The sequence below is a fragment of the Fructilactobacillus sp. X8R2C1 genome, from assembly GCF_059900955.1.
The window spans coordinates 42,450-65,998 of the sequence record NZ_JBWXVI010000001.1; the positions used below are offsets into that span (position 1 = coordinate 42,450).

General features: G+C 37.9%; 40 protein-coding genes. 1 reads left to right on the forward strand and 39 read right to left on the reverse strand.

Annotated elements, in window-relative coordinates; translation table 11 throughout:
- Positions 1 to 21: 21 nt before the first annotated feature.
- From pcrA to AC6UD6_RS00195, 3 genes are all read right to left on the reverse strand, one after another.
- Positions 22 to 2,286 (reverse strand): DNA helicase PcrA, encoded by a 2,265-nt coding sequence (gene pcrA, locus AC6UD6_RS00185; protein ID WP_500695223.1) that lies wholly within the window; start codon positions 2,284 to 2,286, stop codon positions 22 to 24.
- Between the two features lie 88 nt (positions 2,287 to 2,374).
- Positions 2,375 to 3,508 (reverse strand): ATP-grasp domain-containing protein, encoded by a 1,134-nt coding sequence (locus tag AC6UD6_RS00190; protein WP_500693570.1) that lies wholly within the window; start codon positions 3,506 to 3,508, stop codon positions 2,375 to 2,377.
- A gap of 30 nt (positions 3,509 to 3,538) precedes the next feature.
- Positions 3,539 to 4,150, reverse strand: coding sequence for a glycoside hydrolase family 73 protein (locus AC6UD6_RS00195; protein ID WP_500695224.1), 612 nt, complete (start codon positions 4,148 to 4,150; stop codon positions 3,539 to 3,541).
- Positions 4,151 to 4,269: 119 nt separating this feature from the next.
- Here AC6UD6_RS00195 and AC6UD6_RS00200 point away from each other — a divergent pair, with 119 nt between their 5' ends.
- A complete protein-coding gene (locus tag AC6UD6_RS00200) occupies positions 4,270 to 4,581 on the forward strand; it encodes a DUF2187 family protein (protein ID WP_500693568.1) in 312 nt (103 codons plus the stop codon).
- Between the two features lie 30 nt (positions 4,582 to 4,611).
- On the opposite strand, the gene AC6UD6_RS00205 is transcribed toward AC6UD6_RS00200, so the two are convergent.
- From AC6UD6_RS00205 to rpsJ, 36 genes are all read right to left on the reverse strand, one after another.
- A complete protein-coding gene (locus tag AC6UD6_RS00205) occupies positions 4,612 to 5,193 on the reverse strand; it encodes an ECF transporter S component (protein WP_500695225.1) in 582 nt (193 codons plus the stop codon).
- Positions 5,194 to 5,259: 66 nt separating this feature from the next.
- A complete protein-coding gene (gene rpsI, locus AC6UD6_RS00210; protein ID WP_010022758.1) occupies positions 5,260 to 5,652 on the reverse strand; it encodes a 30S ribosomal protein S9 in 393 nt (130 codons plus the stop codon).
- Positions 5,653 to 5,665: 13 nt separating this feature from the next.
- Positions 5,666 to 6,109 (reverse strand): 50S ribosomal protein L13, encoded by a 444-nt coding sequence (gene rplM / locus AC6UD6_RS00215; protein WP_500693566.1) that lies wholly within the window; start codon positions 6,107 to 6,109, stop codon positions 5,666 to 5,668.
- A 119-nt stretch (positions 6,110 to 6,228) separates the two neighbouring features.
- A complete protein-coding gene (truA, locus tag AC6UD6_RS00220; protein ID WP_500693565.1) occupies positions 6,229 to 7,029 on the reverse strand; it encodes a tRNA pseudouridine(38-40) synthase TruA in 801 nt (266 codons plus the stop codon).
- Positions 7,030 to 7,812 (reverse strand): energy-coupling factor transporter transmembrane component T family protein, encoded by a 783-nt coding sequence (locus AC6UD6_RS00225; RefSeq protein WP_500695226.1) that lies wholly within the window; start codon positions 7,810 to 7,812, stop codon positions 7,030 to 7,032. It abuts the gene before it with no gap.
- A gap of 13 nt (positions 7,813 to 7,825) precedes the next feature.
- Positions 7,826 to 8,689, reverse strand: a complete 864-nt coding sequence (locus tag AC6UD6_RS00230; protein WP_500695227.1) for an energy-coupling factor transporter ATPase — start codon at positions 8,687 to 8,689, stop codon at positions 7,826 to 7,828.
- Positions 8,668 to 9,501 (reverse strand): energy-coupling factor transporter ATPase, encoded by an 834-nt coding sequence (locus AC6UD6_RS00235; protein WP_500695228.1) that lies wholly within the window; start codon positions 9,499 to 9,501, stop codon positions 8,668 to 8,670. The genes AC6UD6_RS00230 and AC6UD6_RS00235 overlap by 22 nt, the downstream gene beginning before the upstream one ends.
- A 175-nt stretch (positions 9,502 to 9,676) precedes the next feature.
- Positions 9,677 to 10,060: a 50S ribosomal protein L17 gene (gene rplQ / locus AC6UD6_RS00240; protein WP_500693561.1), complete on the reverse strand. Its 384-nt coding sequence runs from the start codon at positions 10,058 to 10,060 to the stop codon at positions 9,677 to 9,679.
- A gap of 18 nt (positions 10,061 to 10,078) precedes the next feature.
- Entirely contained in the window at positions 10,079 to 11,029 is a 951-nt protein-coding gene (locus AC6UD6_RS00245) for a DNA-directed RNA polymerase subunit alpha (protein ID WP_500693560.1), read from the reverse strand.
- Between the two features lie 61 nt (positions 11,030 to 11,090).
- Positions 11,091 to 11,480, reverse strand: coding sequence for a 30S ribosomal protein S11 (gene rpsK, locus AC6UD6_RS00250; RefSeq protein WP_010022745.1), 390 nt, complete (start codon positions 11,478 to 11,480; stop codon positions 11,091 to 11,093).
- Between the two features lie 24 nt (positions 11,481 to 11,504).
- The gene (gene rpsM, locus AC6UD6_RS00255; protein WP_500693559.1) at positions 11,505 to 11,867 is read right to left on the reverse strand and encodes a 30S ribosomal protein S13; all 363 of its coding nucleotides are present in this window, start codon (positions 11,865 to 11,867) and stop codon (positions 11,505 to 11,507) included.
- Between the two features lie 30 nt (positions 11,868 to 11,897).
- Positions 11,898 to 12,017 (reverse strand): 50S ribosomal protein L36, encoded by a 120-nt coding sequence (rpmJ, locus tag AC6UD6_RS00260; protein ID WP_010022743.1) that lies wholly within the window; start codon positions 12,015 to 12,017, stop codon positions 11,898 to 11,900.
- A 26-nt stretch (positions 12,018 to 12,043) separates the two neighbouring features.
- Positions 12,044 to 12,262: a translation initiation factor IF-1 gene (gene infA / locus AC6UD6_RS00265; protein WP_010022742.1), complete on the reverse strand. Its 219-nt coding sequence runs from the start codon at positions 12,260 to 12,262 to the stop codon at positions 12,044 to 12,046.
- A 105-nt stretch (positions 12,263 to 12,367) separates the two neighbouring features.
- A complete protein-coding gene (locus tag AC6UD6_RS00270) occupies positions 12,368 to 13,027 on the reverse strand; it encodes an adenylate kinase (protein WP_500693558.1) in 660 nt (219 codons plus the stop codon).
- 13 nt (positions 13,028 to 13,040) lie between these two features.
- Positions 13,041 to 14,357, reverse strand: coding sequence for a preprotein translocase subunit SecY (gene secY / locus AC6UD6_RS00275; protein ID WP_500693557.1), 1,317 nt, complete (start codon positions 14,355 to 14,357; stop codon positions 13,041 to 13,043).
- On the reverse strand, positions 14,357 to 14,788 hold the full coding sequence (gene rplO, locus AC6UD6_RS00280) for a 50S ribosomal protein L15 (protein ID WP_500693556.1): 432 nt from the start codon (positions 14,786 to 14,788) through the stop codon (positions 14,357 to 14,359). Before rplO ends, secY begins: the two co-directional genes overlap by 1 nt.
- 31 nt (positions 14,789 to 14,819) lie before the next feature.
- Entirely contained in the window at positions 14,820 to 15,002 is a 183-nt protein-coding gene (rpmD, locus tag AC6UD6_RS00285) for a 50S ribosomal protein L30 (RefSeq protein WP_500693555.1), read from the reverse strand.
- Positions 15,003 to 15,019: 17 nt separating this feature from the next.
- A complete protein-coding gene (gene rpsE, locus AC6UD6_RS00290) occupies positions 15,020 to 15,523 on the reverse strand; it encodes a 30S ribosomal protein S5 (protein WP_500693554.1) in 504 nt (167 codons plus the stop codon).
- Positions 15,524 to 15,544: 21 nt separating this feature from the next.
- The gene (gene rplR / locus AC6UD6_RS00295) at positions 15,545 to 15,901 is read right to left on the reverse strand and encodes a 50S ribosomal protein L18 (protein ID WP_500693553.1); all 357 of its coding nucleotides are present in this window, start codon (positions 15,899 to 15,901) and stop codon (positions 15,545 to 15,547) included.
- A gap of 32 nt (positions 15,902 to 15,933) precedes the next feature.
- Positions 15,934 to 16,473: a 50S ribosomal protein L6 gene (gene rplF / locus AC6UD6_RS00300; protein WP_500693552.1), complete on the reverse strand. Its 540-nt coding sequence runs from the start codon at positions 16,471 to 16,473 to the stop codon at positions 15,934 to 15,936.
- A gap of 28 nt (positions 16,474 to 16,501) precedes the next feature.
- On the reverse strand, positions 16,502 to 16,900 hold the full coding sequence (rpsH, locus tag AC6UD6_RS00305; RefSeq protein ID WP_010022729.1) for a 30S ribosomal protein S8: 399 nt from the start codon (positions 16,898 to 16,900) through the stop codon (positions 16,502 to 16,504).
- Positions 16,901 to 16,932: 32 nt separating this feature from the next.
- Positions 16,933 to 17,118: a type Z 30S ribosomal protein S14 gene (locus AC6UD6_RS00310; RefSeq protein WP_010022727.1), complete on the reverse strand. Its 186-nt coding sequence runs from the start codon at positions 17,116 to 17,118 to the stop codon at positions 16,933 to 16,935.
- An 11-nt stretch (positions 17,119 to 17,129) separates the two neighbouring features.
- On the reverse strand, positions 17,130 to 17,672 hold the full coding sequence (rplE, locus tag AC6UD6_RS00315) for a 50S ribosomal protein L5 (RefSeq protein ID WP_500693551.1): 543 nt from the start codon (positions 17,670 to 17,672) through the stop codon (positions 17,130 to 17,132).
- Positions 17,673 to 17,702: 30 nt separating this feature from the next.
- Positions 17,703 to 18,011, reverse strand: coding sequence for a 50S ribosomal protein L24 (rplX, locus tag AC6UD6_RS00320; protein ID WP_500693550.1), 309 nt, complete (start codon positions 18,009 to 18,011; stop codon positions 17,703 to 17,705).
- Positions 18,012 to 18,042: 31 nt separating this feature from the next.
- Positions 18,043 to 18,411 carry a 50S ribosomal protein L14 gene (gene rplN, locus AC6UD6_RS00325; protein ID WP_039144780.1) on the reverse strand — a complete coding sequence of 123 codons (369 nt, stop codon included), beginning with the start codon at positions 18,409 to 18,411 and terminating at the stop codon, positions 18,043 to 18,045.
- Between the two features lie 50 nt (positions 18,412 to 18,461).
- Positions 18,462 to 18,728, reverse strand: coding sequence for a 30S ribosomal protein S17 (gene rpsQ / locus AC6UD6_RS00330; RefSeq protein WP_039144781.1), 267 nt, complete (start codon positions 18,726 to 18,728; stop codon positions 18,462 to 18,464).
- 29 nt (positions 18,729 to 18,757) lie between these two features.
- Complete coding sequence (gene rpmC, locus AC6UD6_RS00335; protein ID WP_010022719.1) at positions 18,758 to 18,952, reverse strand: 50S ribosomal protein L29; 195 nt, start codon at positions 18,950 to 18,952, stop codon at positions 18,758 to 18,760.
- Complete coding sequence (gene rplP / locus AC6UD6_RS00340; RefSeq protein ID WP_500693549.1) at positions 18,942 to 19,376, reverse strand: 50S ribosomal protein L16; 435 nt, start codon at positions 19,374 to 19,376, stop codon at positions 18,942 to 18,944. The genes rpmC and rplP overlap by 11 nt, the downstream gene beginning before the upstream one ends.
- Before the next feature lie 2 nt (positions 19,377 to 19,378).
- Positions 19,379 to 20,044: a 30S ribosomal protein S3 gene (gene rpsC, locus AC6UD6_RS00345; RefSeq protein ID WP_500693548.1), complete on the reverse strand. Its 666-nt coding sequence runs from the start codon at positions 20,042 to 20,044 to the stop codon at positions 19,379 to 19,381.
- An 11-nt stretch (positions 20,045 to 20,055) separates the two neighbouring features.
- Positions 20,056 to 20,406: a 50S ribosomal protein L22 gene (gene rplV, locus AC6UD6_RS00350; RefSeq protein ID WP_010022715.1), complete on the reverse strand. Its 351-nt coding sequence runs from the start codon at positions 20,404 to 20,406 to the stop codon at positions 20,056 to 20,058.
- Positions 20,407 to 20,422: 16 nt separating this feature from the next.
- Entirely contained in the window at positions 20,423 to 20,704 is a 282-nt protein-coding gene (gene rpsS / locus AC6UD6_RS00355; protein ID WP_010022714.1) for a 30S ribosomal protein S19, read from the reverse strand.
- A 44-nt stretch (positions 20,705 to 20,748) separates the two neighbouring features.
- Complete coding sequence (gene rplB, locus AC6UD6_RS00360; RefSeq protein ID WP_500693547.1) at positions 20,749 to 21,588, reverse strand: 50S ribosomal protein L2; 840 nt, start codon at positions 21,586 to 21,588, stop codon at positions 20,749 to 20,751.
- Positions 21,589 to 21,611: 23 nt separating this feature from the next.
- Positions 21,612 to 21,899, reverse strand: a complete 288-nt coding sequence (rplW, locus tag AC6UD6_RS00365) for a 50S ribosomal protein L23 (RefSeq protein WP_500693546.1) — start codon at positions 21,897 to 21,899, stop codon at positions 21,612 to 21,614.
- On the reverse strand, positions 21,899 to 22,522 hold the full coding sequence (gene rplD / locus AC6UD6_RS00370; protein ID WP_500695229.1) for a 50S ribosomal protein L4: 624 nt from the start codon (positions 22,520 to 22,522) through the stop codon (positions 21,899 to 21,901). The genes rplW and rplD overlap by 1 nt, the downstream gene beginning before the upstream one ends.
- A gap of 17 nt (positions 22,523 to 22,539) precedes the next feature.
- Positions 22,540 to 23,175 (reverse strand): 50S ribosomal protein L3, encoded by a 636-nt coding sequence (gene rplC, locus AC6UD6_RS00375; protein WP_500695230.1) that lies wholly within the window; start codon positions 23,173 to 23,175, stop codon positions 22,540 to 22,542.
- 27 nt (positions 23,176 to 23,202) lie between these two features.
- Positions 23,203 to 23,511, reverse strand: a complete 309-nt coding sequence (gene rpsJ, locus AC6UD6_RS00380) for a 30S ribosomal protein S10 (protein ID WP_500693543.1) — start codon at positions 23,509 to 23,511, stop codon at positions 23,203 to 23,205.
- Positions 23,512 to 23,549: the final 38 nt, after the last annotated feature.

The window sequence follows — 23,549 nt, forward strand, 5'->3', positions numbered from 1 at the left end:
TTAAACAATCTTACCACTCCCTTACTTAATCGATTGAATTTTTGTTATGGGTGCAAATGCAGCTAATAGACGTTTAATTCCTTTTTCTGGAAAGGCAATGTCAAGTTCCATATCTTCACCAGTTCCATTAATTTTAACAACAGTTCCAGTTCCCCACGCCTTGTGTTTGACTTTATCACCAATATTCCATGACTTCTTGTCAGCACCAGTTCCTTGGGGTTTTTCGACTCGTTTGTTAGGTCGATGATATGGTTCACTAAAGGCTCGATTGGTTCGTTTATTATACTCACTACTGGTGTCAAATGGAGTCTTAGGTCCCGTTGGAATTGAACTCTCATTATCCAATACATCCGAATTAATTTCATCCATAAATCGTGACTCGGGATTATTTTGCATTCTACCATATAACATTCGTGAATATGCATTTGTCATATAGAGTTTGGTCTGAGCCCGCGTAATTCCCACATAGGCTAACCGTCGTTCTTCTTCTAACTCACTTTCCTTTTCAGTAGCTCGACTAAGAGGAAAAATTCCTTCTTCCATCCCAACCATAAAGACGACTGGAAATTCAAGTCCCTTAGCAGCATGCAAAGTCATTAAAGTCACCTGTTTAGCCGATTCATCAACATCGTCTTGAGCCGATACAAGGGCCAGATCCGCCAAAAAATCTGTCAAACGACTATCACTACTACCAGTCTGTTCATCATACTTTAAATCAGAATCTTTTGTGACAGAAAGAAATTCTTCAATATTCTCAATCCGTGTCTGTGACTCCAATGAATTGGTTTTCTTTAGATCAGCCATATATCCAGATTGATCTAAAAGGGCTTCGGTAATTTCCGTAACGGTCATATCCTTTTGCTTTTTTTGAACGTTTGATATGACATTAGCAAAATTAGCAATGGCATTTCGAGCACGACTGGAGATATTATTGGCCAAGTCAACATTTTGAGCTGCTTCTAGTAGACTCCATCCATTATCTGCTGCAAACATTCTCAACTTTTCCACACTTGAACTACCAATTCCGCGCTTAGGAACGTTAACAACCCGTTCAAAACTTAATGAATCACTAGGATTAGCAATGAGAGTCAAATACGAAAGAATGTCCCGGATTTCCTTACGGTCGTAGAATTTATGCCCACCAACCATCGTGTACGGAATATTTGATTTCAAGAAGGTCTCTTCGATTACACGCGACTGGGCATTCGTCCGGTACAAGACCGCAAAATCATTATAAGAATAATGATGTTTACTGACCTCATCTTTAATCTTAGACACCACGTAATGGGCCTCACTAGCCTCACTTTGAGCACGATAGTACGTTACCTTTTCGCCAGTATCATTTTCCGTCCACAAATTCTTATCTTTTCTTTCGGCATTGTTTTGAATAACGTCGTTTGCGGCATTTAAAATATTCTTAGTTGAACGATAATTCTGTTCCAGTTTCACAACGTATGCATTTTTATAGTCATTTTCAAAATCCAAGATATTATTCATGTTAGCACCACGCCAACCATAAATGCTCTGATCAGCGTCACCCACTACACATAAATTCTGATACTTTTTGGCAAGCATTGATACTAATTTATACTGTGCTTCATTGGTATCCTGATATTCATCGACATGGATGTAATGAAACTTATCTTGATAATAATTCAAAACCTCTGGATACTGTTTAAACAATCTAATCGTAAGCATAATCAAATCATCAAAATCGACAGCTTGGTTTTCTTGAAGTCGCTTTTGATATTCGAAATATACCTGTGAAACCACTTCTTCAAATGGACTGTTAGCTGAATGTGACTTTTGATAATCTCGTGGAGTCTGTAAATTATTCTTAGCATTTGAAATGGCACTTAAAATAGCCCTTGGATCATTCTTTTTCGGGTCTAGATCTAAGTCTTTTAAAATTCGTTTTACAAGGGTCCTTTGTTCTCCTGAATCAGTGATAGAAAAAGCACGATTATAACCTAATTTATCAATGTCACGTCTCAAGATTCTCACGCCAAGTGCGTGAAAAGTTGATACCCAAACATCGTCACCACCGACGCCAAGTAATTTACTAACACGTTCCTTCATTTCGCGAGCAGCTTTGTTGGTAAATGTAATCGCCAAAATATTCCATGGCATCACACCTTTTTTCTCAATTAGATAAGCAATTCGATGAGTGAGCACCCTGGTCTTACCACTTCCAGCACCAGCCATAATCAAAAGTGGACCTTCAGTTTGTTCTACCGCCTCTTGTTGCTTATCGTTCATTGTCTTTAGTAGGTCTGTCTTTGACACGTTAACCAATCCTCTCGCTTTGTAAATCCATCATTAATTATAGCAAAATAGAGCCGACAAATTGCCGACTCTTCAATTTTAATAACATTTAATTTTTGGTCCAAATTCCTGTATTCACAATTCGATTAAACGTCTCTTCGACCGAATTGGTTGGAATTAAAATCACTCCAACCACATCATCATCACGTGCATTACTGTGATAATTAAAATAAAATTGCCAGTTTGGTTGAAGGATTCGTTGTCTAAGAACCTGTTCATATTGCTTTTTCGTAAACAAACGAGCAACCACATCACTAATCTTATTAATCTTAGCTAATGGCAACCCTGAAATGGCCCGAAGATGTTGATCATACTCGCTGATATCAGTAGCTAAATTAAACAAAAAACCGGCATTATTAACGGTTGGATCAATGTTTGTAACGTAAATGTTTTGATCAGCCGTTACACCGAACGATACCTCAAATGAACCAACGTATTTAACATTTTTGCCGATTTGATTAACAATTCTAATCATTTCGTTAATAACGTTAGAATCTGTTTTGGAAGTATCAGTACTTACCGTTTGGAGCATGTTCCCTAAATAACTGGTTTTAACGGCGGGAAATTGTTGTAAATCTTCTTTTACTGATTTAGTAGCAATAATTGCGTATTCGAAACGGTAAGGAACGTAAGATTCCAGTATATATGGGCCCCTTTTTAACATATCAGAAGCAAGTGCAATATCATTTGATTCGTTAATAACTAACTGTTGGTTATTAGTCATGTGTCGCTGAATTGGCTTTAAAATTGCAGGATATCCAATTGAATCAATTGCCTGATAGATATCTTCCAAGTTAATAATAGTGACGTATGGTGACGTATTGACGTTAATTTGATCAAAAAAGGCCCTTTCCATCACACGGTCCTGACTAATCTCTAAAAGGGATTCGCCTTGAGGAACATAAGTATACTTTTCGATTTCACTAATAACCTGAGGATCAATGTCATTTGAAACGTATGTAACTAAATCACACTTCTCAGAAAATTCCCTTAAAGTATCAACATCATTAACGTCACCTGTAAATGCGTAATCAGATTGTCTAGCGATCTCGCTATCTGAATTAGAACTATAGGTGGCAATTTTCAATCCCGCGTCGCGGGCCACGTTAACTAGTTGCGTACTACTAAAATAGTCACCAATAATTCCAATTGTGCTTCCTGGGTAGAGTAATACTGAATCCATAGTTTAACCTCCAATAAATCTTTTGCTAAATCATTGTTTATCGTATTGATTAAGATGATACTTTTTAATGATTTTAATTATTTTGTCTGCATAAGCCGGGTCTGTTGCATATCCATCGGTACTGAGAGCCTTGGCAGAATCGACGTAATTGTCCGCCGACACAACTTCTTTATATTGCATGGGGTTCCAGTCTGTGCCATGAGCTAGTAAAACAGCATGATCTTCAATTGACTCATCCCAATTACTGTAAACGCGAAAACTTCCGTGAACCATTGCGGGTGATCCACTCGTATATTCAGTCGTGTCCAAAGTGACACTCTTTTGTCCAGCACCCGCTTTAACACCAAAAAGATTATTATATTTTGAGGCCAGAGTACTCTGGCCCCAATCTGATTCTAAAATAGCCTGAGCAAGGGTAATGCTAGTCAAAATTTTGTACTTCCGTTGCATCTCAACTGACTTCGGTAGAATCTTGTTGATAAATTCCTTATGGTGAACACTAACATTATTTTGTTCATACCGCGGGTTAAAATGAGAATTGCCTAAAATCATCACAGCACCAACGAACATGACTAACAGGATTAGCACGGTCAGGACATAAGCAACTAACTTATTTTGCTTTTGCTTCTTTTTCCTAGCCACACTAACCCTCCTTACAAATAAATTTACTGTTTAAATTGTACTACAAAAATGTTAAAAATTGACAAATGTTAATTATTCGTTTATATTTCATTAGTTGAATACAATTGGAGGTGGTCAGTTTGGCAAAGAAACACGATGAACAAACAGAGACCGAAAAATCACCCTTTGAAGTTGGCGATGAAGTATCGTTTAAACTTGAAAAGAATGATTTTACCGGTTATATTGATAAAGCTTACAATAATGCCTTTTTGATTACATTTGAATCTGATGATCCAGAAATAATTGATAAGTATCATAACAAGACCGTTATTAACCACAAAGATCTTAAAATGATTAAGCAAGCTCCACGAATTCAAAAAGATCCTGATGAGGGACCAGATGATGATTCAAAACAAGATGGTGACAAAAAATCATCGGACGCATCAAAGTAACAAAAAGCAGATCGTAATGATCTGCTTTTTTTATTTTTGGATTACTTTATTTAACGAAATAATGATAATTGGACAAACAATTGCTGTAATAATCATTTCTATCAGACCGTTGGTTCCAACTACCCCTAATAAGGCATAGATAATTTTATCAACGCTCACATGGTACAGGATTGGGGCTTGTTTTCGATTAAAAATATAAATAAATAACAGCACTAAAATTGTATTGGTCATTGAACCCAAAGCACATGCCATCACAAGTGAAAGCTTATTATTAAGTAATTTTTTTAACCACTTGTAGGAAAAGTAAGCAACTACCGGGATTAGAGCCCGCGGTAAAATGGCCGTAATCGGATTCTCAAAAACAAGTGGAGCAATTGGACTAGTAGGCCACGTAAAGGCCCTTACAAACACAATTACACCCCAGAGCGTGCCAAGAATAAAGCCATCCTTTAAACCAAGCATTAGGGTTGCTACAATCACGGTAATGGGGATTAACGTAATACTTAGTGGTCCAACGGGAATATATCCTAAAATAGGAACAAAGTTTTGAATCAAAATAATGGAAATAAAAACTGACAAAATTGCAATATGATAATTTCGTGTCTTTTTCATTTTAAATTCACCCATTTAATAAAAAAGCGCTCATGCGGACATGAGCGACAAAATATAATCTTCTGATTAACGTTTTGAGAATTGACCAGCCTTACGAGCTTTCTTAAGGCCGGGTTTCTTACGTTCCTTCATACGAGGGTCACGTGTTAATAAACCAGCCTTCTTGAGGGATTCTCTAAAGTCTGGATCAACTTCAAGTAAAGCACGTGCAATTCCTAAACGAACAGCACCAGCTTGTCCTGAATATCCACCACCATTAACGTTAGCTAATGTGTCATAGTTACCAAGTGTCTCAGTAACATTGTATGGTTGTAAAATGATTTCTCTTAAATTAGGAAATGGAATGTAATCTTCAACATCTTTGTCATTGATTACAACTTTTCCAGTACCTGGTACTAAGCGTACACGAGCAACTGAATCTTTACGGCGACCTGTGCCGGTATATTGTACTTTAGCCAATTGTGTTTCCTCCTTAAATTAGGTTCTTAATATCAAGAACTTCTGGTTTTTGAGCTTCATGAGTGTGATCTTCACCTGCATAAACGTGAAGTTTCTTAGCGATTTGACGACCTAATGTACCGTGAGGAAGCATACCTTTAACTGAAGTTTCGATAAGTCGATCAGGCTTCTCTGCTCTCATTTGACCAGCAGTAATTGACTTAAGTCCACCAATGTAAGATGTGTGGTGATAATAAATCTTGCCACTAGCTTTCTTACCAGACAATGCAACTTTAGATGCATTGATTACAATAACATTGTCACCTGTATCTACGTTTGGCGTAAATGTAGGTTTGTTTTTTCCGCGTAAAATAGAAGCAACGACACTTGAGAGACGACCTAATTCAACGCCATCTGCGTCAATAACGTACCACTTGCGATCTACTTCGCCGGGTTTAGCCATATATGTTGTATGCACTTTTAATTCCTCCATGTTTCCGTGTTTGTTCGACACCTAATAAGTTTCCGGGGCTTATCGTGGGGCAAACAATACCAGTTACAATAGTACTAACATTTCTTCTGAAAGTCAAATTCATTTTAATCATCTGGATGATGTTTTCGTTTCGAATGTTTTGGATCATCTCCTGGATAATAAACCTTTTTTAAGTACAATCCATTAGCTGGCATTGTTAAACGTGCTTCGTTTCGATCCTTCACTTTGAACAATCGTTGGATATCATGAACTGGCCGCTTTCCCCGTCCAATCTCCATCAGCACCCCAACCATAATCCGAATTTGATTATACATAAAACCATCACCATAAAACTCGAACTGCATCTCATTAGTAACTTTATCTAAGTTAGCATCAACCGAGAAAATTGTACGAACCCGACTCCCCTCCTTTGCACCGGAAGCAACAAAAGACGAAAAGTCATGTTTGCCAACGTAATCATGAATGGCCTCTTCGATCCAATCGAAATTAACGGGAAAACGCCAATGAGCAGTATAATTTCTTTTAAATGGATTGGTAAAGCGCCCTAAATCCAACCGATACAAGTACTTTTTCCCCGTTACATCATAACGAGCATGAAAGTCAGCATTAACCTTTTGCACACTTATTATTTCAATATCCAAGGGACACATACTGTTTAACCCCTTTAACATACTTTCCTCACCTAAATCATAGGGAAAGTCAAAATGGGCAACCTGACCTAGGGCATGAACACCTGCGTCAGTTCTGCCAGATCCATAAAGTAAAACATGCTTGCCACTTTTTTGGGCCATTTTGTTAATAATATTAGTTAAAGTTCCCTCCACCGTTCGCTGCTTGGGCTGCGTTTGAAAGCCAGCAAATTTAGTCCCATCATATGCAAATGTAATTTTATACCGAGTTTTCATCTAATTCCTCACTAAAATAATTACAACCGTTAAAACCATCATGACCCCTAAAGCAACCCAATCAAGGACCGTCCAAGAGACGAGCTGATAATGAGTTCGCTTGACCTCATCAGAATATCCACGAGCTTCCATGGCATCTGCAAGGTGTTCAGCATGACGAAAAGAAGAAACAAACAAAGGAATAATCAGCGACACTAAGCTTTTAGCTCGTTTCATTAATTTGCCTTTACCAAAATCGACGCCCCGTGCTCTCTGAGCATTCATAATGTCATTTAACTCATCAATGAGGGTGGGGATGAATTGCAGTGCAATTGAAACCATCATCCCAATCGTTTCAGTGGGAACTTTAACCCACTTAAGCGGTCTCAGAATCGTCTCAACTCCAAGTGCAATCATCGATGGACTGGTTGTGATGGTCAAAATAGTAGCAATCGTGATAATGAGGACCAATCGAATAAATATCATGACCGCATTAATAATTCCTGACGAAGTGATGGAAATAAACCATAAATGAAAATAAACCGTTCCGCCATGACCAAAAAACACTTGAATCAAGACCGTAAAAATAATTAGCCACAGAATGGGTTTGATCCCCTTTAGAAGCATCTTAATTCGAGAATGAGATAAGTATATCAGTACCAATGTAAAAAGCGTCATACATCCATAACTTACCCAATTATTGCACATCAAAATAAGCGTAATAATGATAACGGAGCCTAAAATCTTAAAAGCTGGATTTAAACGATGAATGAATGAATTTCCAGGAAAGTATTTTCCAAACACAAATTGATCGATTCTACTTCACTCCACTTCGTTTTTGCGTAATTTCGTTAACAACTTCATCCGCTGTTAACGGAATCTTTTTTAATCTGATGCCTCGATTAATTAAATCATAGTATATCTGAACAGAATCAGGAAGCGCTAATGAATTTTGATCGATTAACTTGTAATTGCTGAATAATTCCCTAGGAGTTGAATCAGAACACACTTTTCCATCATTCATAACCACAACACGGGTAGCATTTTGTGCCACCACATCCATATCGTGAGTAACCATGATGATGGTTACTCCATTTTTGTTTAGTTGCTTGATAATCTTTAATATCTCAGTCTTGCCACTAGGATCCAATCCCACCGTTGGTTCATCTAAAATGAGAACGGTTGGATCACATGCAATCGTTCCAGCAATTGCGACCCGACGCATTTGACCGCCAGACAACTCAAAGGGTGAACGAGAATACAGTTCTTTATTAATGCCAACAATCGAAAGCGCCTGAATGGCTCTCTTTTTTGCAACTGCTTCATTTTCGCCAAAATTAAGTGGACCAAAAGATACATCTTTTAGAACATTATCTTCAAACAGTTGTTTTTCCGGAAACTGGAAAATCATCCCGACTTTTTTTCTGAGCTCACTTAGGTTATGGTTATTAGTTTCACTGTTAATTTTGATTTTGCCAACGGTAACACTCCCTGAAGTCGGTTTCAATAATCCGTTAATCATCTGAACTAACGTTGACTTTCCGCTACCAGTTTTTCCAACAACACCCAAAAATTCACCCTTATTAATCTTTAAACTGACATTACTTAAAGCCTGTCTTTCTGATGGCAGACCGGGTTGATAGACAAAATCAACGTTACTTAAAATAATGTGCTTATCCATTGGCTCATCCCCTCATCATCCATGTACTTATCAGTAATGTCATATCCTGCATCAAGGAATTTCTGCCTTAACTTCTCACTAAAAGGAAGATCTAGATCCATATCAGCAATTAATTGATGCTTCTGAAAGAAAGCACTTGGTTTTCCGTCAAATACAATTTTATTATTATTAAGTGCTAATATCCGATCGGATTTAGCCGTCACATTGATATCATGCGTAATGGAGAGAATTGTCATATTTTGTTTTTGATTTAATTTGTTGACAACTTGATGAATTTGTCTAGTAGCTAAAGGATCTAGCATACTTGTCGCTTCATCTAGAATTAAAATTTTAGGATCAAGCACAATTGCTCCTGCAATTGCGACCCGTTGCTTCTGTCCACCAGAAAGACTACTAGGAATCTCGTCTCGATATTCCCACATTCCTACCTTTTCTAACGCCGATTTAACTTTTGGCTTCATCGCTTCTCTTGGAACCGCCCTATTTTCAAGTCCAAACGCAACGTCACTTGCTACCGTGGCACCAACAAATTGATCATCTGGATTTTGAAAAACTAAGCCAATTGCTTTTCTTGTTTCGCGGTCATTACCATGAGAGTCCAACCTGATCCCATCTACCACAATTTCTCCCTCACTAGGAGTTAGAAGACCATCAACCAGTTTGGCAATGGTACTTTTACCACTCCCATTGCGACCGATTAATGAAATATATTCACCTCGTTCGCACTGAAAAGAGACATCATCTAATACCTTATGATCATCTTCATTATTATACCTAAAAGAAAGATTGGAAACATTAATGATTGGATTCATGGAATCAGCTCTCCTATTATTAAAATTATGTATAAAAAAATCACTAAAAGATTAAGGCGCATGGAGTTAACCACATTCAAGCTAGACTTGGAAAATCCATCATCGTAACACTTTATACCTTTAACCTTAGTGATTCCTATAGTGAAATATTTATTATTCTTAACAAATATCGAAATTATTCGACAAATTGCAAGATTACCATTGGTGCACCGTCACCACGACGAGGCATTGTTTTAAGAATACGTGTGTAACCACCGTTTCGGTCCGTATACTTTGGTGCTACTTCGTCAAATAACTTTTGTAATGCACTAGTTACTTTGATACTATCTCCGTCTTCTTTTACATCAGCAATGGTGTTTTGCAAGTAAGCTGCAGCTTGACGACGAGCATTCAAGTCACCCTTCTTGCCCAAGGTAACCATCTTGTCGGCTAATGATCTAACATCCTTAGCGCGAGCTTCTGTTGTTTTGATTTGACCGTTAACAATTAAGTCAGTAGTCAAATTACGAAGCAAAGCACGACGTTGAGCACTCGTACGTTGTAATTTGCGATAACTCATAACCGGATATCCTCCTTTTTAGTCTTCTTTACGTAAAGATAGTCCTAATGCTGCTAATTTTTCTTTAACTTCATCGAGTGACTTACGGCCAAGATTTCTAACCTTCATCATGTCAGCTTCAGACTTATCAGTTAATTCTTGAACAGTATTAATTCCAGCACGTTTCAAACAATTGTAAGAACGAACTGAAAGATCCAATTCTTCAATTGACATTTCAAGCATTTTTTCTTTATGGCTTTCTTCCTTCTCAACCATAACATTGGCATTCTTTGCTCTGTCAGTTAAATCAATAAATAATTGGAAATGTTGATTTAAGATCTTAGCTGCCAAACTAATTGCATCAGAAGGTGTAATTGAACCATTAGTCCAAACGTCTAACGTCAATTTGTCGTAATCATCACGTTGACCAACACGTGCATCTTCTACTTGATAATTAACACGTTCGATTGGGGTATAAATAGAATCAACTGGTAGAACACCAATTGGCATACCATCGTTTTTGGCTTTGTTTTCTTCAGCAGAAACGTAGCCGCGACCTTTGTTGGCAGTCATGTTCATGTGGAATGTAGTTCCGTCAGCAACCGTTGCAATGTGCAAATCCGGATTTAAAATTTCAACATCACTATCAGTTACGATATCACCTGCGGTTACATCGGCTGGTCCAGTTACATTAATACTCATTGACTTTGTTTCATTGTCATCTGAGTTAATTTTCAAATTAATCTTTTTAACGTTTAAGATAATTTGAGTAACATCTTCAACTACACCCTTTACAGTTGAAAATTCGTGTAGAACACCATCAATTTGGATGCTAGTAACCGCAGCTCCTGGTAATGAAGCCAACAAGACACGTCTAAGTGAATTGCCTAAAGTGGTACCATATCCTCTTTCGAGTGGTTCTACAACTATTTCACCATAGTTGTCTGTTTCTTCAATTTTGTGAATGTTTGGCTTTTCAAATTCAATCATTGTAGTCTCTACCCCTTTCAAAACGCATTGAGTAATTTAAAACTTTAACGTTCATTAAATATTAAACTCTACGACGTTTTGGAGGACGAGAACCATTGTGTGGAACTGGAGTTACATCACGAATTGCAGCAACTTCCAAACCAGTACTTTGTAAAGCACGAATAGCTGACTCACGACCAGATCCAGGACCCTTAACAGCAACTTCTACTGATTTCATTCCATGTTCCATTGCAGTCTTAGCAGCTGCTTCAGCAGCCATTTGAGCAGCAAATGGGGTAGACTTACGACTTCCACGGAATCCCAATGCACCAGCTGATGACCAAGCAATAGCATTCCCTTGAACATCGGTAATCATAACCAAAGTGTTATTAAAGGTTGAGTGAATGTGTGCTACACCAGACTCAACGTTTTTTCTTGCTTTACGCTTACGAGTATTTTTAGTTTTAGCCATAGAAACTGATAGCCTCCTTCTTTATTATTTTTTACCAGCGATTGTGGTTTTCTTACCTTTTCTTGTACGTGCGTTATTTTTCGTGTGTTGACCTCTAACAGGTAAACCGCGACGATGACGCATCCCACGATATGAACCGATTTCTTGAAGAGTCTTGATACTCATAGTAACTTCTCTACGTAAGTCACCTTCGATTGTGTAACCATCAAGAGCTTCTCTGATCTTATCTTCTTGATCAGGTGTTAAATCACGTACACGAACGTCTTCTGATACCCCAGCTTTTTTCAAAACTTGCTGAGCAGTTGTGTTTCCAACACCATAAATGTATGTTAACGCAATAACAATTCGCTTATCACGTGGTAAATCAACTCCGGCAATACGAGCCATTAAAGTCCACCTCCTATAATTTTAATTTATTTATTTTCCTTGTCTTTGCTTGTGCTTAGGGTTTACAGGGCAAACCACCATCACACGGCCTTTTCTCTTAATAATCTTACAATGTTCACACATTTTTTTTACTGATGGACGTACTTTCATTTTTTATAACCTCCTATATGAAGGGTTTACTTAAATCGATAAGTAATTCGACCCTTTGTTAAATCATACGGTGACATTTCAACGGTTACACGATCTCCTGGTAGGATCCGAATGTAATGCATTCTGATCTTGCCAGAAACGTGTGCCAAAATTTCATGACCATTTTCAAGCTCGACCTTAAACATTGCATTAGGTAAAGTCTCTGAAACCTTACCCTCAACTTCAATTACATTATTTTTAGACACGAATAATCCTCCAAAATTACTAAACTCGTAAGTATCACTTACAAATAGACATACAAACTATAATATACCACATCACTGACATTCCAGCAATCAAACGACAATTTACTAATTTAAATTGCTTAGAATTTTCTCAATGTCGTTACTAACGTCTGCAATATCTCGATCACCCTTAACTGAATGCAAAATGCCGCGATCCTTGTAAAAGTCAATTAAAGGAGCATTACTCTTTTCATTGATTTTCAGACGATTCTTGACAGTTTCAGGTTTATCATCACTTCTTTGATAGAAGACGTGAGCACCGCAAACATCACAAGTACCATCAACTATAGGTTTTTTATATAATTTATGATAAGTTGCGCCACAGTTTTTGCAGATGAAACGACCCGACAAACGTTTGATTAAAACACTTGGATCGACTTCAATATTAATAACTGCATTCAACTCTTTGCTCATTTTCCTAGTCATTTCCTCAAGGCTTTTAGCCTGATCAATGTTTCTAGGAAAACCATCTAACAAATAACCTTTGTCAGTATCAGGTTGTTTAAGACGATCCTCAACAATCCCACAGGTAACATCATTAGGAACTAATTCACCCTTATCGATGTATTGTTGAGCCTTAATTCCCATGGGAGTTTTGTTTTTCATTGCTGCCCTAAATATGTCTCCAGTTGAAATATGTGGAATCCCATATTTTTCAACAATGAATTCAGCTTGAGTACCTTTTCCAGCTCCTGGAAGACCCATTAGTAATAAATTCATTGACATTTAAATTCCTCCACTACTTGTTATCATCCGGAGTACTTTGAATAAATCCAACGTACTCTTTTCTCATCATTAATCCTCTAATTTGTTGAATGGTTTCAATAGCAACTCCAACGATAATCAAGAGGTTAGTACCACCTAGTCCAATTGATTCGTTTAAGTTCCAAACATTTTGTGCAATCAATGGGATTAGAGAAACAATACCCAAGAACAAAGCACCAACGGTACTAAGTCTCATCAACAATCGAGAAATATATAACTGAGTTTCACGACCAGGCCATACTCCCGGAATGTAGCTACCTTGTTTTTGTAAGTTTTCCGACAATTTCTGTGGATTAACTTGAACAAACGCATAGAAGAAAGTAAATACAACAATTAAGAAGGTGTAAAACGCAGCTCCAAGTGGGGTCTGCATGTTAAACAACTTACTTAAAAATTCATACCATCCGGATCCTTGAAAGTTTTTGGTGAAAAACATCAAAATCGTTTGAGGAGTGGAAATAAATGCACTTGCGAAAATAACTGGAATAACTCCAGCGACGTTAACCTTCAAGGGAAGGTAACTGCTGTCTGGTGAACCTGATGTTCTTCTAGTATATTGAATTGGAATTCTACGTTCAGCTTGTTGTACCCAAGTAACAAAGGTAACAATAATCAAAATTACAATAATCAAGGCAATAATGAAAAGAGCTGGCTTCCAAATTTCATTCATTGGTGTACCTTCAACGTATTGACGATAAACACTCATAATTCCACTTGGCATTTCAGCAACAATTCCAGCAAAGATGATCATTGAAACTCCCTGACCAATTCCTTTGTCAGTAATCATGTCGCCCATCCACGTAGTGAGCATTGTACCAGCAGTCAAAATTAAACCAATACTAATGTAAGTTCCCATTCCAGGGTTCTTAACTAAATGAAGACTACTCAAAGCATTAAATCCAGCAGTAATACCAATTGATTGGACAAATGCTAAAACAATCGTTAACCATCTTGTTACCTGATCCAATTTTTGCCTTCCGACTTCACCTTGTTTCCCCCATTCAACGAATCGAGGAACGATATCCATCTGAAGTAACTGAACAACAATTTGTGCAGTAATGTATGGTGAAACTCCCATTGCAAATAATGAGTAATTAGTTAATCCACCACCACTAAACATATTCAATACATTAACTAAACCTGAGGATGCAACACTTTGCAAAGCTTCCGCATTGATTCCAGGCACAGTAATGTAAGCACCTAAACGGAAAACTGCCAATATAAAAAGGGTAAATAAAATCCTTTTTCTAATATCTTTTTCTTCAAAGGCATTCTTTAAGGTAGTGAACATTAAATCACCTCAGCTTTACCGCCGGCATCTTCAATTGCTTTTTCAGCACTCTTTGAGAATTTGTTAGCTTTAACAGTGAGCTTCTTAGTTAACTTGCCATCTGCAAGAACTTTAACGCCATCATTTGAGCCCTTAATCATTCCAGCTTGAATCAATACATCTGGAGTTACTTCTGAGCCATCATCAAAATTATCTAAATCAGCTAAGTTAACGATCGCTAAAACTTTTCTGTTGAAGTTGGTAAATCCACGTTTTGGAATTTGACGGTATAAAGGCATTTGGCCACCTTCAAAACCAACACGAGTTTTGCCACGAGCCTTTTGACCTTTTTGGCCACGACCTGAAGTCTTACCTTTACTACCAAGACCACGACCTAAACGAGTTCTTGATGAACGTGAACCGTTAGCAGCTTTTAATTCATTTAACTTCATTGAATTGCACCTCCCTATCTTTTAAAGAATATTAATCAACTTGTTCAACCTTAATTAAATGAGCAATCTTGAATAGAGCTCCACGAGTTGCTTCATTATCAGGTTTAATAACACTACTATTTACTCGTCCCAATCCAAGGGCCTTAACAATCTTACGTTGTTTAGGGAGACGGTGAGCAGCACTATGAACTAAAGTAATCTTTAATTGAGCCATCTTCTAACCCCTCCTTATTATTCGGTTAAGTGATCTGATGAGACACCACGTAATGATGAAATTTCTTCAGCATTCTTAAGTTCCTTAAGACCTTCAAAAGTTGCACGAATTACGTTTACTGGTGTATCAGAGCCTAAACGCTTACTAGTAACATCGTTTACACCAGCTAATTCCATAACTGAGCGAACGGCACCACCGGCAGCAACTCCGGAACCTTCTTCAGCAGGCTTCAACATAATCTTTCCACCGCCAAAACGACCGATAACTTCGTGAGGGATAGTAGTTCCAACGATTGGAACTTCAATTAAGTTCTTTTGGGCACTATCAACGGCTTTTCTGATCGCTTCAGGAACTTCTTGAGCTTTACCAGTACCAAAGCCAACGTGGCCATTCTTGTCACCAACAACAACTAATGCAGCAAAACGTAGTCGACGACCACCCTTAACAACCTTAGTAATTCGGTTGATAGCAACAACGTTATCTTCTAAGTCCAGTTTGTCTGGATTAATAAACTTTGCCATGTGCGTTATATTCCTCCTTTTTTAAAATTCAAGTCCATTTTCACGTGCTGCATCTGCAAGGGCTTGTACACGTCCGTGATATAAGTATCCACCACGATCAAAAACAACATTCTTAACATTCTTTTCAACTGCACGCTTAGCAACTAAAGCACCAACGCTTGCGGCTTGTTCTGATTTGTTGTCTCCGGAAACTTCCTTGTCAACAGTTGAGGCACTAGCTAGCGTTACACCCTTTACGTCATCAATAACTTGAGCGTAAATGTTTTTATTAGAACGGAAAACGTTCAAACGTGGGCACTCAGCAGTACCAGAAATTTTACTTCTAACACGATTATGACGAACTTTACGTGTTTTATTCTTGTCTGGTTTGGAAATCAAAATAGTCACCTCTTATTTTTTATATTGTTAAATTACTTACCAGTCTTACCTTCCTTGAGGGTAATATGTTCATTTTCATATCTAATTCCTTTACCCTTGTAAGGTTCTGGTGAACGGTATGAACGAACTTCGGCAGCAAAATCACCAACATGTTGCTTGTTGATCCCACTAATGTTAATAGTAGTGTTATCTGGAACAGCTACGGTAAGATCTTCTGGAACTTGAACTTCAACGGGGTTTGAGTAACCAACGTTTAGAGTCAAAGTACTACCTTTTAATTGAGCACGATATCCAACTCCAACTAGCTTAAGTGTCTTGTGGAATCCATTTGTAACACCTTCAACCATGTTATTGAAGTTAGCACGTGTTGTACCGTGTAGGGCACGTTCTTTGTTGTCATACTTACCAGTTGGAGTAAAGTTCACTTCGTTACCTTTAACTTGCATTTTAATTTCTGGTGAAATTGTAGCATTTAAAGTACCCTTTGGTCCTTTAACAGTTACGTTAGTACCTCTATGATTTACTTCAACACCGTCTGGAAGATCAACAGTTTTATAACCAATTCTACTCATATTAACACCTCCAATTCTTTTTTAATTTTTACCAAACGTATGCTAATACTTCGCCACCGACTTTTTTGTCTCTAGCTTCTTTATCAGTAATAACACCATCTGAAGTTGAAATGATAGCAATTCCTAAACCGTTTAAAACTTTAGGAACATCATCTGATTTAACATATGAACGTAATCCTGGCTTTGAAATTCGCTTCAAACCAGTGATTACACGTTGATTATCTTTTCCATACTTAAGGTATACACGGATAACACCTTGTTTATCGTCATCGATGTATTCCACATCGCGTACAAAGCCTTCACGCTTCAAAATTTCGGCAATGTTTCTTTTGATTTTTGATGCAGGAACGTCAACTGAATCGTGTCTTGCCATATTGGCATTACGAATTCGAGTTAAAAAGTCTGCAATTGGATCTGTCATGGACATAAACGTGAAACCTCCTTTTCAGTTTTATAATTTTACCAACTAGCTTTTTTCATGCCGGGAATTTGACCCTTATGGGCAAGTTGTCTTAAACAAATTCGGCATAAGTGAAACTTTTGGTAAACCGCACGAGGTCGACCACAACGTTCACAACGAGTGTAATTCTGTGTTGAGAACTTAGCTGGACGTTCACTTTTTTTAATTAATGATTTTTTAGCCAATATTAAACCTCCTATTTAGCGAATGGCATTCCGAATTGAGCTAACAATTCATGTGATTCTTCATCCGTATTAGCGGTTGTAACAAGTACGATATCTAAACCTCTAACACGGTTAACATCATCGTAATTAATTTCTGGGAAAATTAGTTGTTCTTTGATACCCAATGTGTAATTTCCACGACCATCAAATGATTTGTTGCTTACACCGTGGAAATCTCGAACACGTGGCAATGAAACATTAACTAACTTATCCAAGAAGTCATACATTCTTTCTCCTCTTAATGTAACTTTGGCACCAATTGGCATTCCTTCTCTAAGACGGAAACCGGCAATTGATTTTTTAGCCTTAGTTACGATAGGCTTTTGTCCAGAAATTAAACTTAATTCATGAACCGCCTCATCAAGGTTTTTAGAATTTGTTACAGCATCACCAACACCCATGTTTAAAACGATCTTGTCAAGTTTTGGGGCTTCCATAACTGATGAGTAATCAAATTTCTTAACGAGCGTTGGGAGAATATCTTCTTTGTATCTTTCTTCTAAGCGAGCTGCCATGCGATTAATTTCCTCCTTTCAATTCCAATCCTAATCGATTGGTTTTTGTGATTTTTTTGAAATACGAACTTTTTTACCATCTTTAACCACGAAGCTTACTTTTGTAGGTTCGTTAGTAGATGGATCAATTAACATTACATTTGAAGCATCAATTGGAGCATCAACGTCAGCAATTCCACCTTGGGGATTGTCTTGTGAAGCTTTTTGATGTTTCTTGATCTTGTTGATTCCTTCAACAACTACACGGTTCTTAGCAGCAATGGTTTTAACGACTTTGCCGTCTTTACCCTTGTCTTTACCACTAATAACACGAACTTTGTCACCAGTTTTCAAGAACATAATCCTGGCACCTCCTTGTTTTCCAATAGTATTAAAGTACTTCAGGCGCTAATGAAACGATCTTCATAAAATTATTACTACGTAATTCACGAGCTACCGGACCGAAAATACGGGTACCTTTAGGACTCTTATCATCGTTAATCAAAACAGCGGCATTTTCGTCGAAACGAATATATGAACCGTCAGTTCTATGTGCAGCAGACTTAGTTCTGACTACAACGGCCTTAACGACGTCTCCTTTTTTGACAACGCCACCTGGTGTTGCTTGTTTAACAGTAGCAACAATCACATCACCGATACCTGCATATCTAACTCTTGAACCACCTAGGACTTTGATAGTCAAAAGTTCACGTGCTCCAGAGTTGTCAGCAACCTTTAAACGACTCTCTTGTTGGATCATGGTTAGTGTCCTCCCTTCAACTTAAAATCAGAATACGATAGATAAAAAAGCTAGATAATAACTGCCTTTTCAACAACGTCTACTAGACGGAAGCGCTTAGTCTTAGACAATGGACGAGTTTCCATGATGTCAACAATATCGTTAACTTTTGCTTCGTTATTTTCATCTTGAACTTTATATTTCTTAGAATATTTAATACGTTTCCCGTAAGTTGGATGAGTCTTGTAAGTTTCAACGACAACAGTAATGGTTTTGTCCATCTTATCTGAAACCACACGACCTCTGTAACTTTTACGTTCGTTACGTTCTTCGCTCATAAAGTATTAACCTTCCTTTCTATCGTATTCTATTTCTTCAGTTCTTGTTGTCTAAGTGCTGTCTTGATTCTAGCGATTGTCTTTCTGACAGTCTTCAATCTAGCAGTATTTTCCAATTGACCAGTGGCTAATTGAAAACGAAGATTAAACAATTCTTTCTTGTAATCTTGTTCCTTAGCCCGCATTTCATCAGTGGTTAATTCATTAATTTCTTTAGCCTTCATTTGATTCGCCACCTACTTCCTCACGTTTAATAACTCGGGTTCTAACAGGCAACTTCATTGAAGCTAAACGTAAAGCTTCTTCAGCAGTTTCTTTGGAAACACCACCAACTTCGAAAAGAACCTTTCCGCGCTTGACAGTTGAAACCCAACCAGCTGGGGTACCTTTACCTTTACCCATTCGAACACCGATACCTTTTTCAGTATATGATTTTTGAGGGAAAATTTTGATCCAAACTTTTCCACCACGTTTCATATAACGAGTCATGGCAACACGGCAAGCTTCGATTTGTCGGTTACTGATCCAATGTGAATCAAGTGCTTGCAAACCATAATCACCAAAAGTAACAGTGTTTCCACCCTTTGAGTGACCACGCAACTTACCTCTGTGCTGTCTTCTGAACTTAACACGTTTAGGTACTAGCATGCTTATTTCCCTCCTTTTTCAGTTTTTTCCTCCGGTTTATCGGGCAAAACTTCACCACGGTTGATCCAAGTCTTAACACCGATTTTACCGTAAGTAGTATCTGCTTCATTCCATGAATAGTCAATATCAGCTCTAAGTGTATGAAGTGGAACACTTCCGTCTGAATATCTTTCAATTCGTGTCATATCAGCACCATTTAAACGACCTGAAGATTGAACTTTAACGCCCTTAGCTCCAGAACGCATAACTCTTTGCATTGCCTGACGCATTGCACGACGGAATGCTACCCGACCTTCAAGCTGACTTGCAACGTTTTCACCAACAAGATCAGCTTCTAAATCAGGTTTTTTAACTTCAACAATATTGACATGAACCCGACGTCCCGTCAATTTGTTTAATTCTTTACGAAGACTTTCAACTTCTGCTCCACCTTTACCGATAACCATTCCTGGCTTGGCAGTATGGATAGAAACATTAACACGTTTTGCAGCACGCTCAATGTCAACACTTGATACAGAAGCATCAGCGAGTCTCTTTGCTAGATAGTTACGAATTTTTAAATCTTCGTTTAAGTATGAAGCGAATTTATCGTCGTTAGCATACCATTTAGCTTGCCAACCACGGTTAACGCCAATTCGTAAACCATTTGGATTAATTTTTTGACCCACGTTTATCCCTCCTACTTTTCTGACACTACAATTGTAATGTGACTAGTTCTTTTGTTGATTGGTGAAGCAGAACCCTTAGCACGGGGACGGAAACGTTTTAAAGTTGGTCCTTCGTTAACATATGCTTCACTAACAACTAGATCTTGACGATCTAAATCAAAATTATTTTCTGCATTTGCTACAGCTGACATCAAAACCTTTTCTACAACTGGTGAAGCACCTCTAGGGGTGAATTTCAAAATTGCAGTAGCTTCTGATACGCTTTTACCTCTAATAAGATCTACAACAAGGCGAACCTTACGAGCGGCGATACGAACAGTCTTTGCAGTAGCTTTTGCTGATGTAACTTGTTGTTCAGCCATTGGTTATCCTCCTTGCTTAAACTGTTTTTTTATCTGCGTCGCCATTTCCATGTCCATGGAAAGTACGCGTAGGTACGAATTCTCCGAGCTTGTGCCCCACCATGTCTTCTTGAATATAAACTGGGACATGTTTTCTACCATTGTAAACAGCAATGGTGTATCCAATAAAACTTGGGAAAATGGTTGAACGACGTGACCATGTTTTAATTACCGATTTTTTATCTTGATCTTTTTGTGCATCGATCTTTTTTAATAATGATTGATCGGCAAAAGGTCCCTTTTTTAAACTTCGACTCATTATGAAACCTCCTCTGCGATTACTCAATAAATAAATAATTCAGACTACATCTTTGAACCTTTACGGTGTCTAACAATAAACTTGTTTGAACGTGCTTTCTTTGATCTAGTCTTCTTACCAGTTGTCTTCTTATGCCATGGAGACAATGGACTTGGGTAACCAACTGGAGCCTTACCTTCACCACCACCATGTGGGTGATCGTTAGGGTTCATAACAGATCCACGTACGTGAGGTCTTTGACCACGGTAACGAGTTCTACCAGCTTTACCCCATACAACTAATCCATGTTCATCATTACCAACACTACCAATAGTAGCTCGGCAAACTGAAAGTACCATTCTAACTTCACCAGATGGTAATTTAACTAATGCATACTTTCCTTCGTTACCAAGTAACTGTGCTGAAGCTCCAGCAGAACGAACAAGTTGTCCACCTTTGCCAGGTTTCAATTCAATGTTAAAGATGGTTGAACCGACAGGAATATCAGCTAATTGAAGGGTATTACCAGCCTTAATATCAGCATCCTTACCAGATTCAACAACGTCTCCGACTTTTAATCCTTTAGGTGCAATGATGTATGATTTAATTCCGTCTTCATAAACGATTAAAGCAATATTTGCAGTTCTATTTGGATCATATTCGATGGTTTTAACGGTTGCAGGAACACCATCATGATCACGTTTGAAATCGATAAGACGGTATCGATGCTTGTTTCCGCCACCACGATGTCTAACAGTCATCTTACCTTGACTATTACGACCACCGCTGTGAGCATTTGACTCAACTAAACTTTTTTCTGGCACGTTAGTAGTAATTTCACTATAGTCAATACTAGTCATATTACGACGGCCATTAGTAGTTGGTTTGTACTTTTTTAGAGCCACGTTATTTCCCTCCTATTCAAAGATTATTCTTCTGAGAAAATTTTAATTTCGTCAGAATCGTTGGACAAAGTAACAATAGCCTTACGACGTTTCTTAGTACGTCCAACATATTGACCTTGTCGCTTTTTCTTACCTTTTACATTCATAATATTAACTTTAACAACTTTAACGTTAAAAATCTCTTCAACAGCATTTTTAACTTGAGTCTTAGTTGCTCGTACATCAACATCAAAAGTATATTTTTTGTCGTCCATTACATCAGTTGAAGCTTCAGTAACTACCGGACGTAAAATGATATCTCGTGCTTCCATTATGCGAGCACCTCCTCTACTTGAGAAAGAGCAGCCTTTGTAATAACAACCTTGTTGTTGTTTAATACATCAAGTGTGTTAACACCTTTAGCATTAATAACTTGCACATTTTCGATGTTTCTTGCAGAACGTGCAGCATTTTCATTGTTATCTTCCAAAACTACTAATGTTTTAGTTGATGCGTCAAGTTTCTTCAAAAGATCTGATAAATCTTTAGTTTTTGGAGCCTTGTAGTCTAATGAATCTACTACTACTAAATCATCATTTGCAACTTTTTCAGAAAGAACTGACTTAACAGCTAATCTAGTAACCTTCTTTGGAAGGTGATATGCATATGAACGAGTAGTTGGGCCGAAGACAACTCCACCGCCAACCCATTGTGGGGCACGAATAGAACCTTGACGAGCACGACCAGTACCTTTTTGACGCCATGGTTTCTTACCACCACCACGCACTTTACCTCTAGATTTAACACCATTAGTACCTTGGCGTTGTGATGCTCTTTGCATTACGACAGTGTCATAAACAACGTTTTCATTTGGTTCAACGGCAAAAACAGCATCGTTTAAATCAACTGTTCCTTGTTTACTACCATCTTGTTTGTATAATGTTACGCTTGCCATCTACGGTTCCTCCTTTCTTATTTTCTTGATTCAATAACAGATGTTTTAACTGTTACTAATGATTTGTTTGCACCAGGAACGTTACCCTTGATTAATAGTACGTTGTTCTCAACGTCAGCATTAACGATTTCAAGGTCTTGAATGGTAACGCGATTGTTACCCATTCGTCCTGGTAATTTCATTCCTTTAACAACTCGGTTAATAATGACACCTAATGAACCGGGACGACGGTGATATCTTGATCCGTGGGTTTCAGGTCCACGACGTTGTCCATTTTTGTGGATGTTACCTTGGTAACCATGACCTTTAGTAGTACCCGTTACGTCAACGACGTCACCTGGTTGAAATACGTCAGCTTTAACTTCGTCTCCAACTTTGTAATCTCCCAAGTCAACATCTCTGATTTCACGAATGAAGCGCTTAGGAGTAGTTTTTGCTTTTTTAACATGACCTTGTTCAGGTTTGTTGCTTAATACTGGACGCTTGTCATCGAATCCAAGTTGAATTGCATCGTAACCATCTGACTTGCTGTTCTTAACCTGTAAGACAACATTAGGAGTTACATCAACAACAGTAACTGGAACGAGTTCTCCGTTATCAGTAAAAACTTGAGTCATTCCGACTTTTTTACCTAAGATTCCTTTTTTAGCCATGAGTACACCTCCGATATTCTGTAATTATTATAGTTTGATCTCGATGTCAACACCACTTGGCAAGTCTAACTTCATTAATGAATCAACAGTTTTAGGTGTTGGATTCAAAATATCAATCAAACGCTTGTGAGTTAACATTTCAAATTGTTCTTGAGCTTTACTGTACTTAAATGGTGATGCCAATACGGTATATAGAGTTCTGTCCGTTGGTAATGGAATTGGACCAGAAATAGTAGCACCAGTACGTTGTGCGGTTGCCACAATCTTGTCAGCAGCTTGATCTAAAATACGGTGTTCATAAGCTTTCAAACGAATACGAATCTTCTCTTTTGCCATGTTTTTCCCTCCTTCGTCTATTTTCAAAATAAGACTAG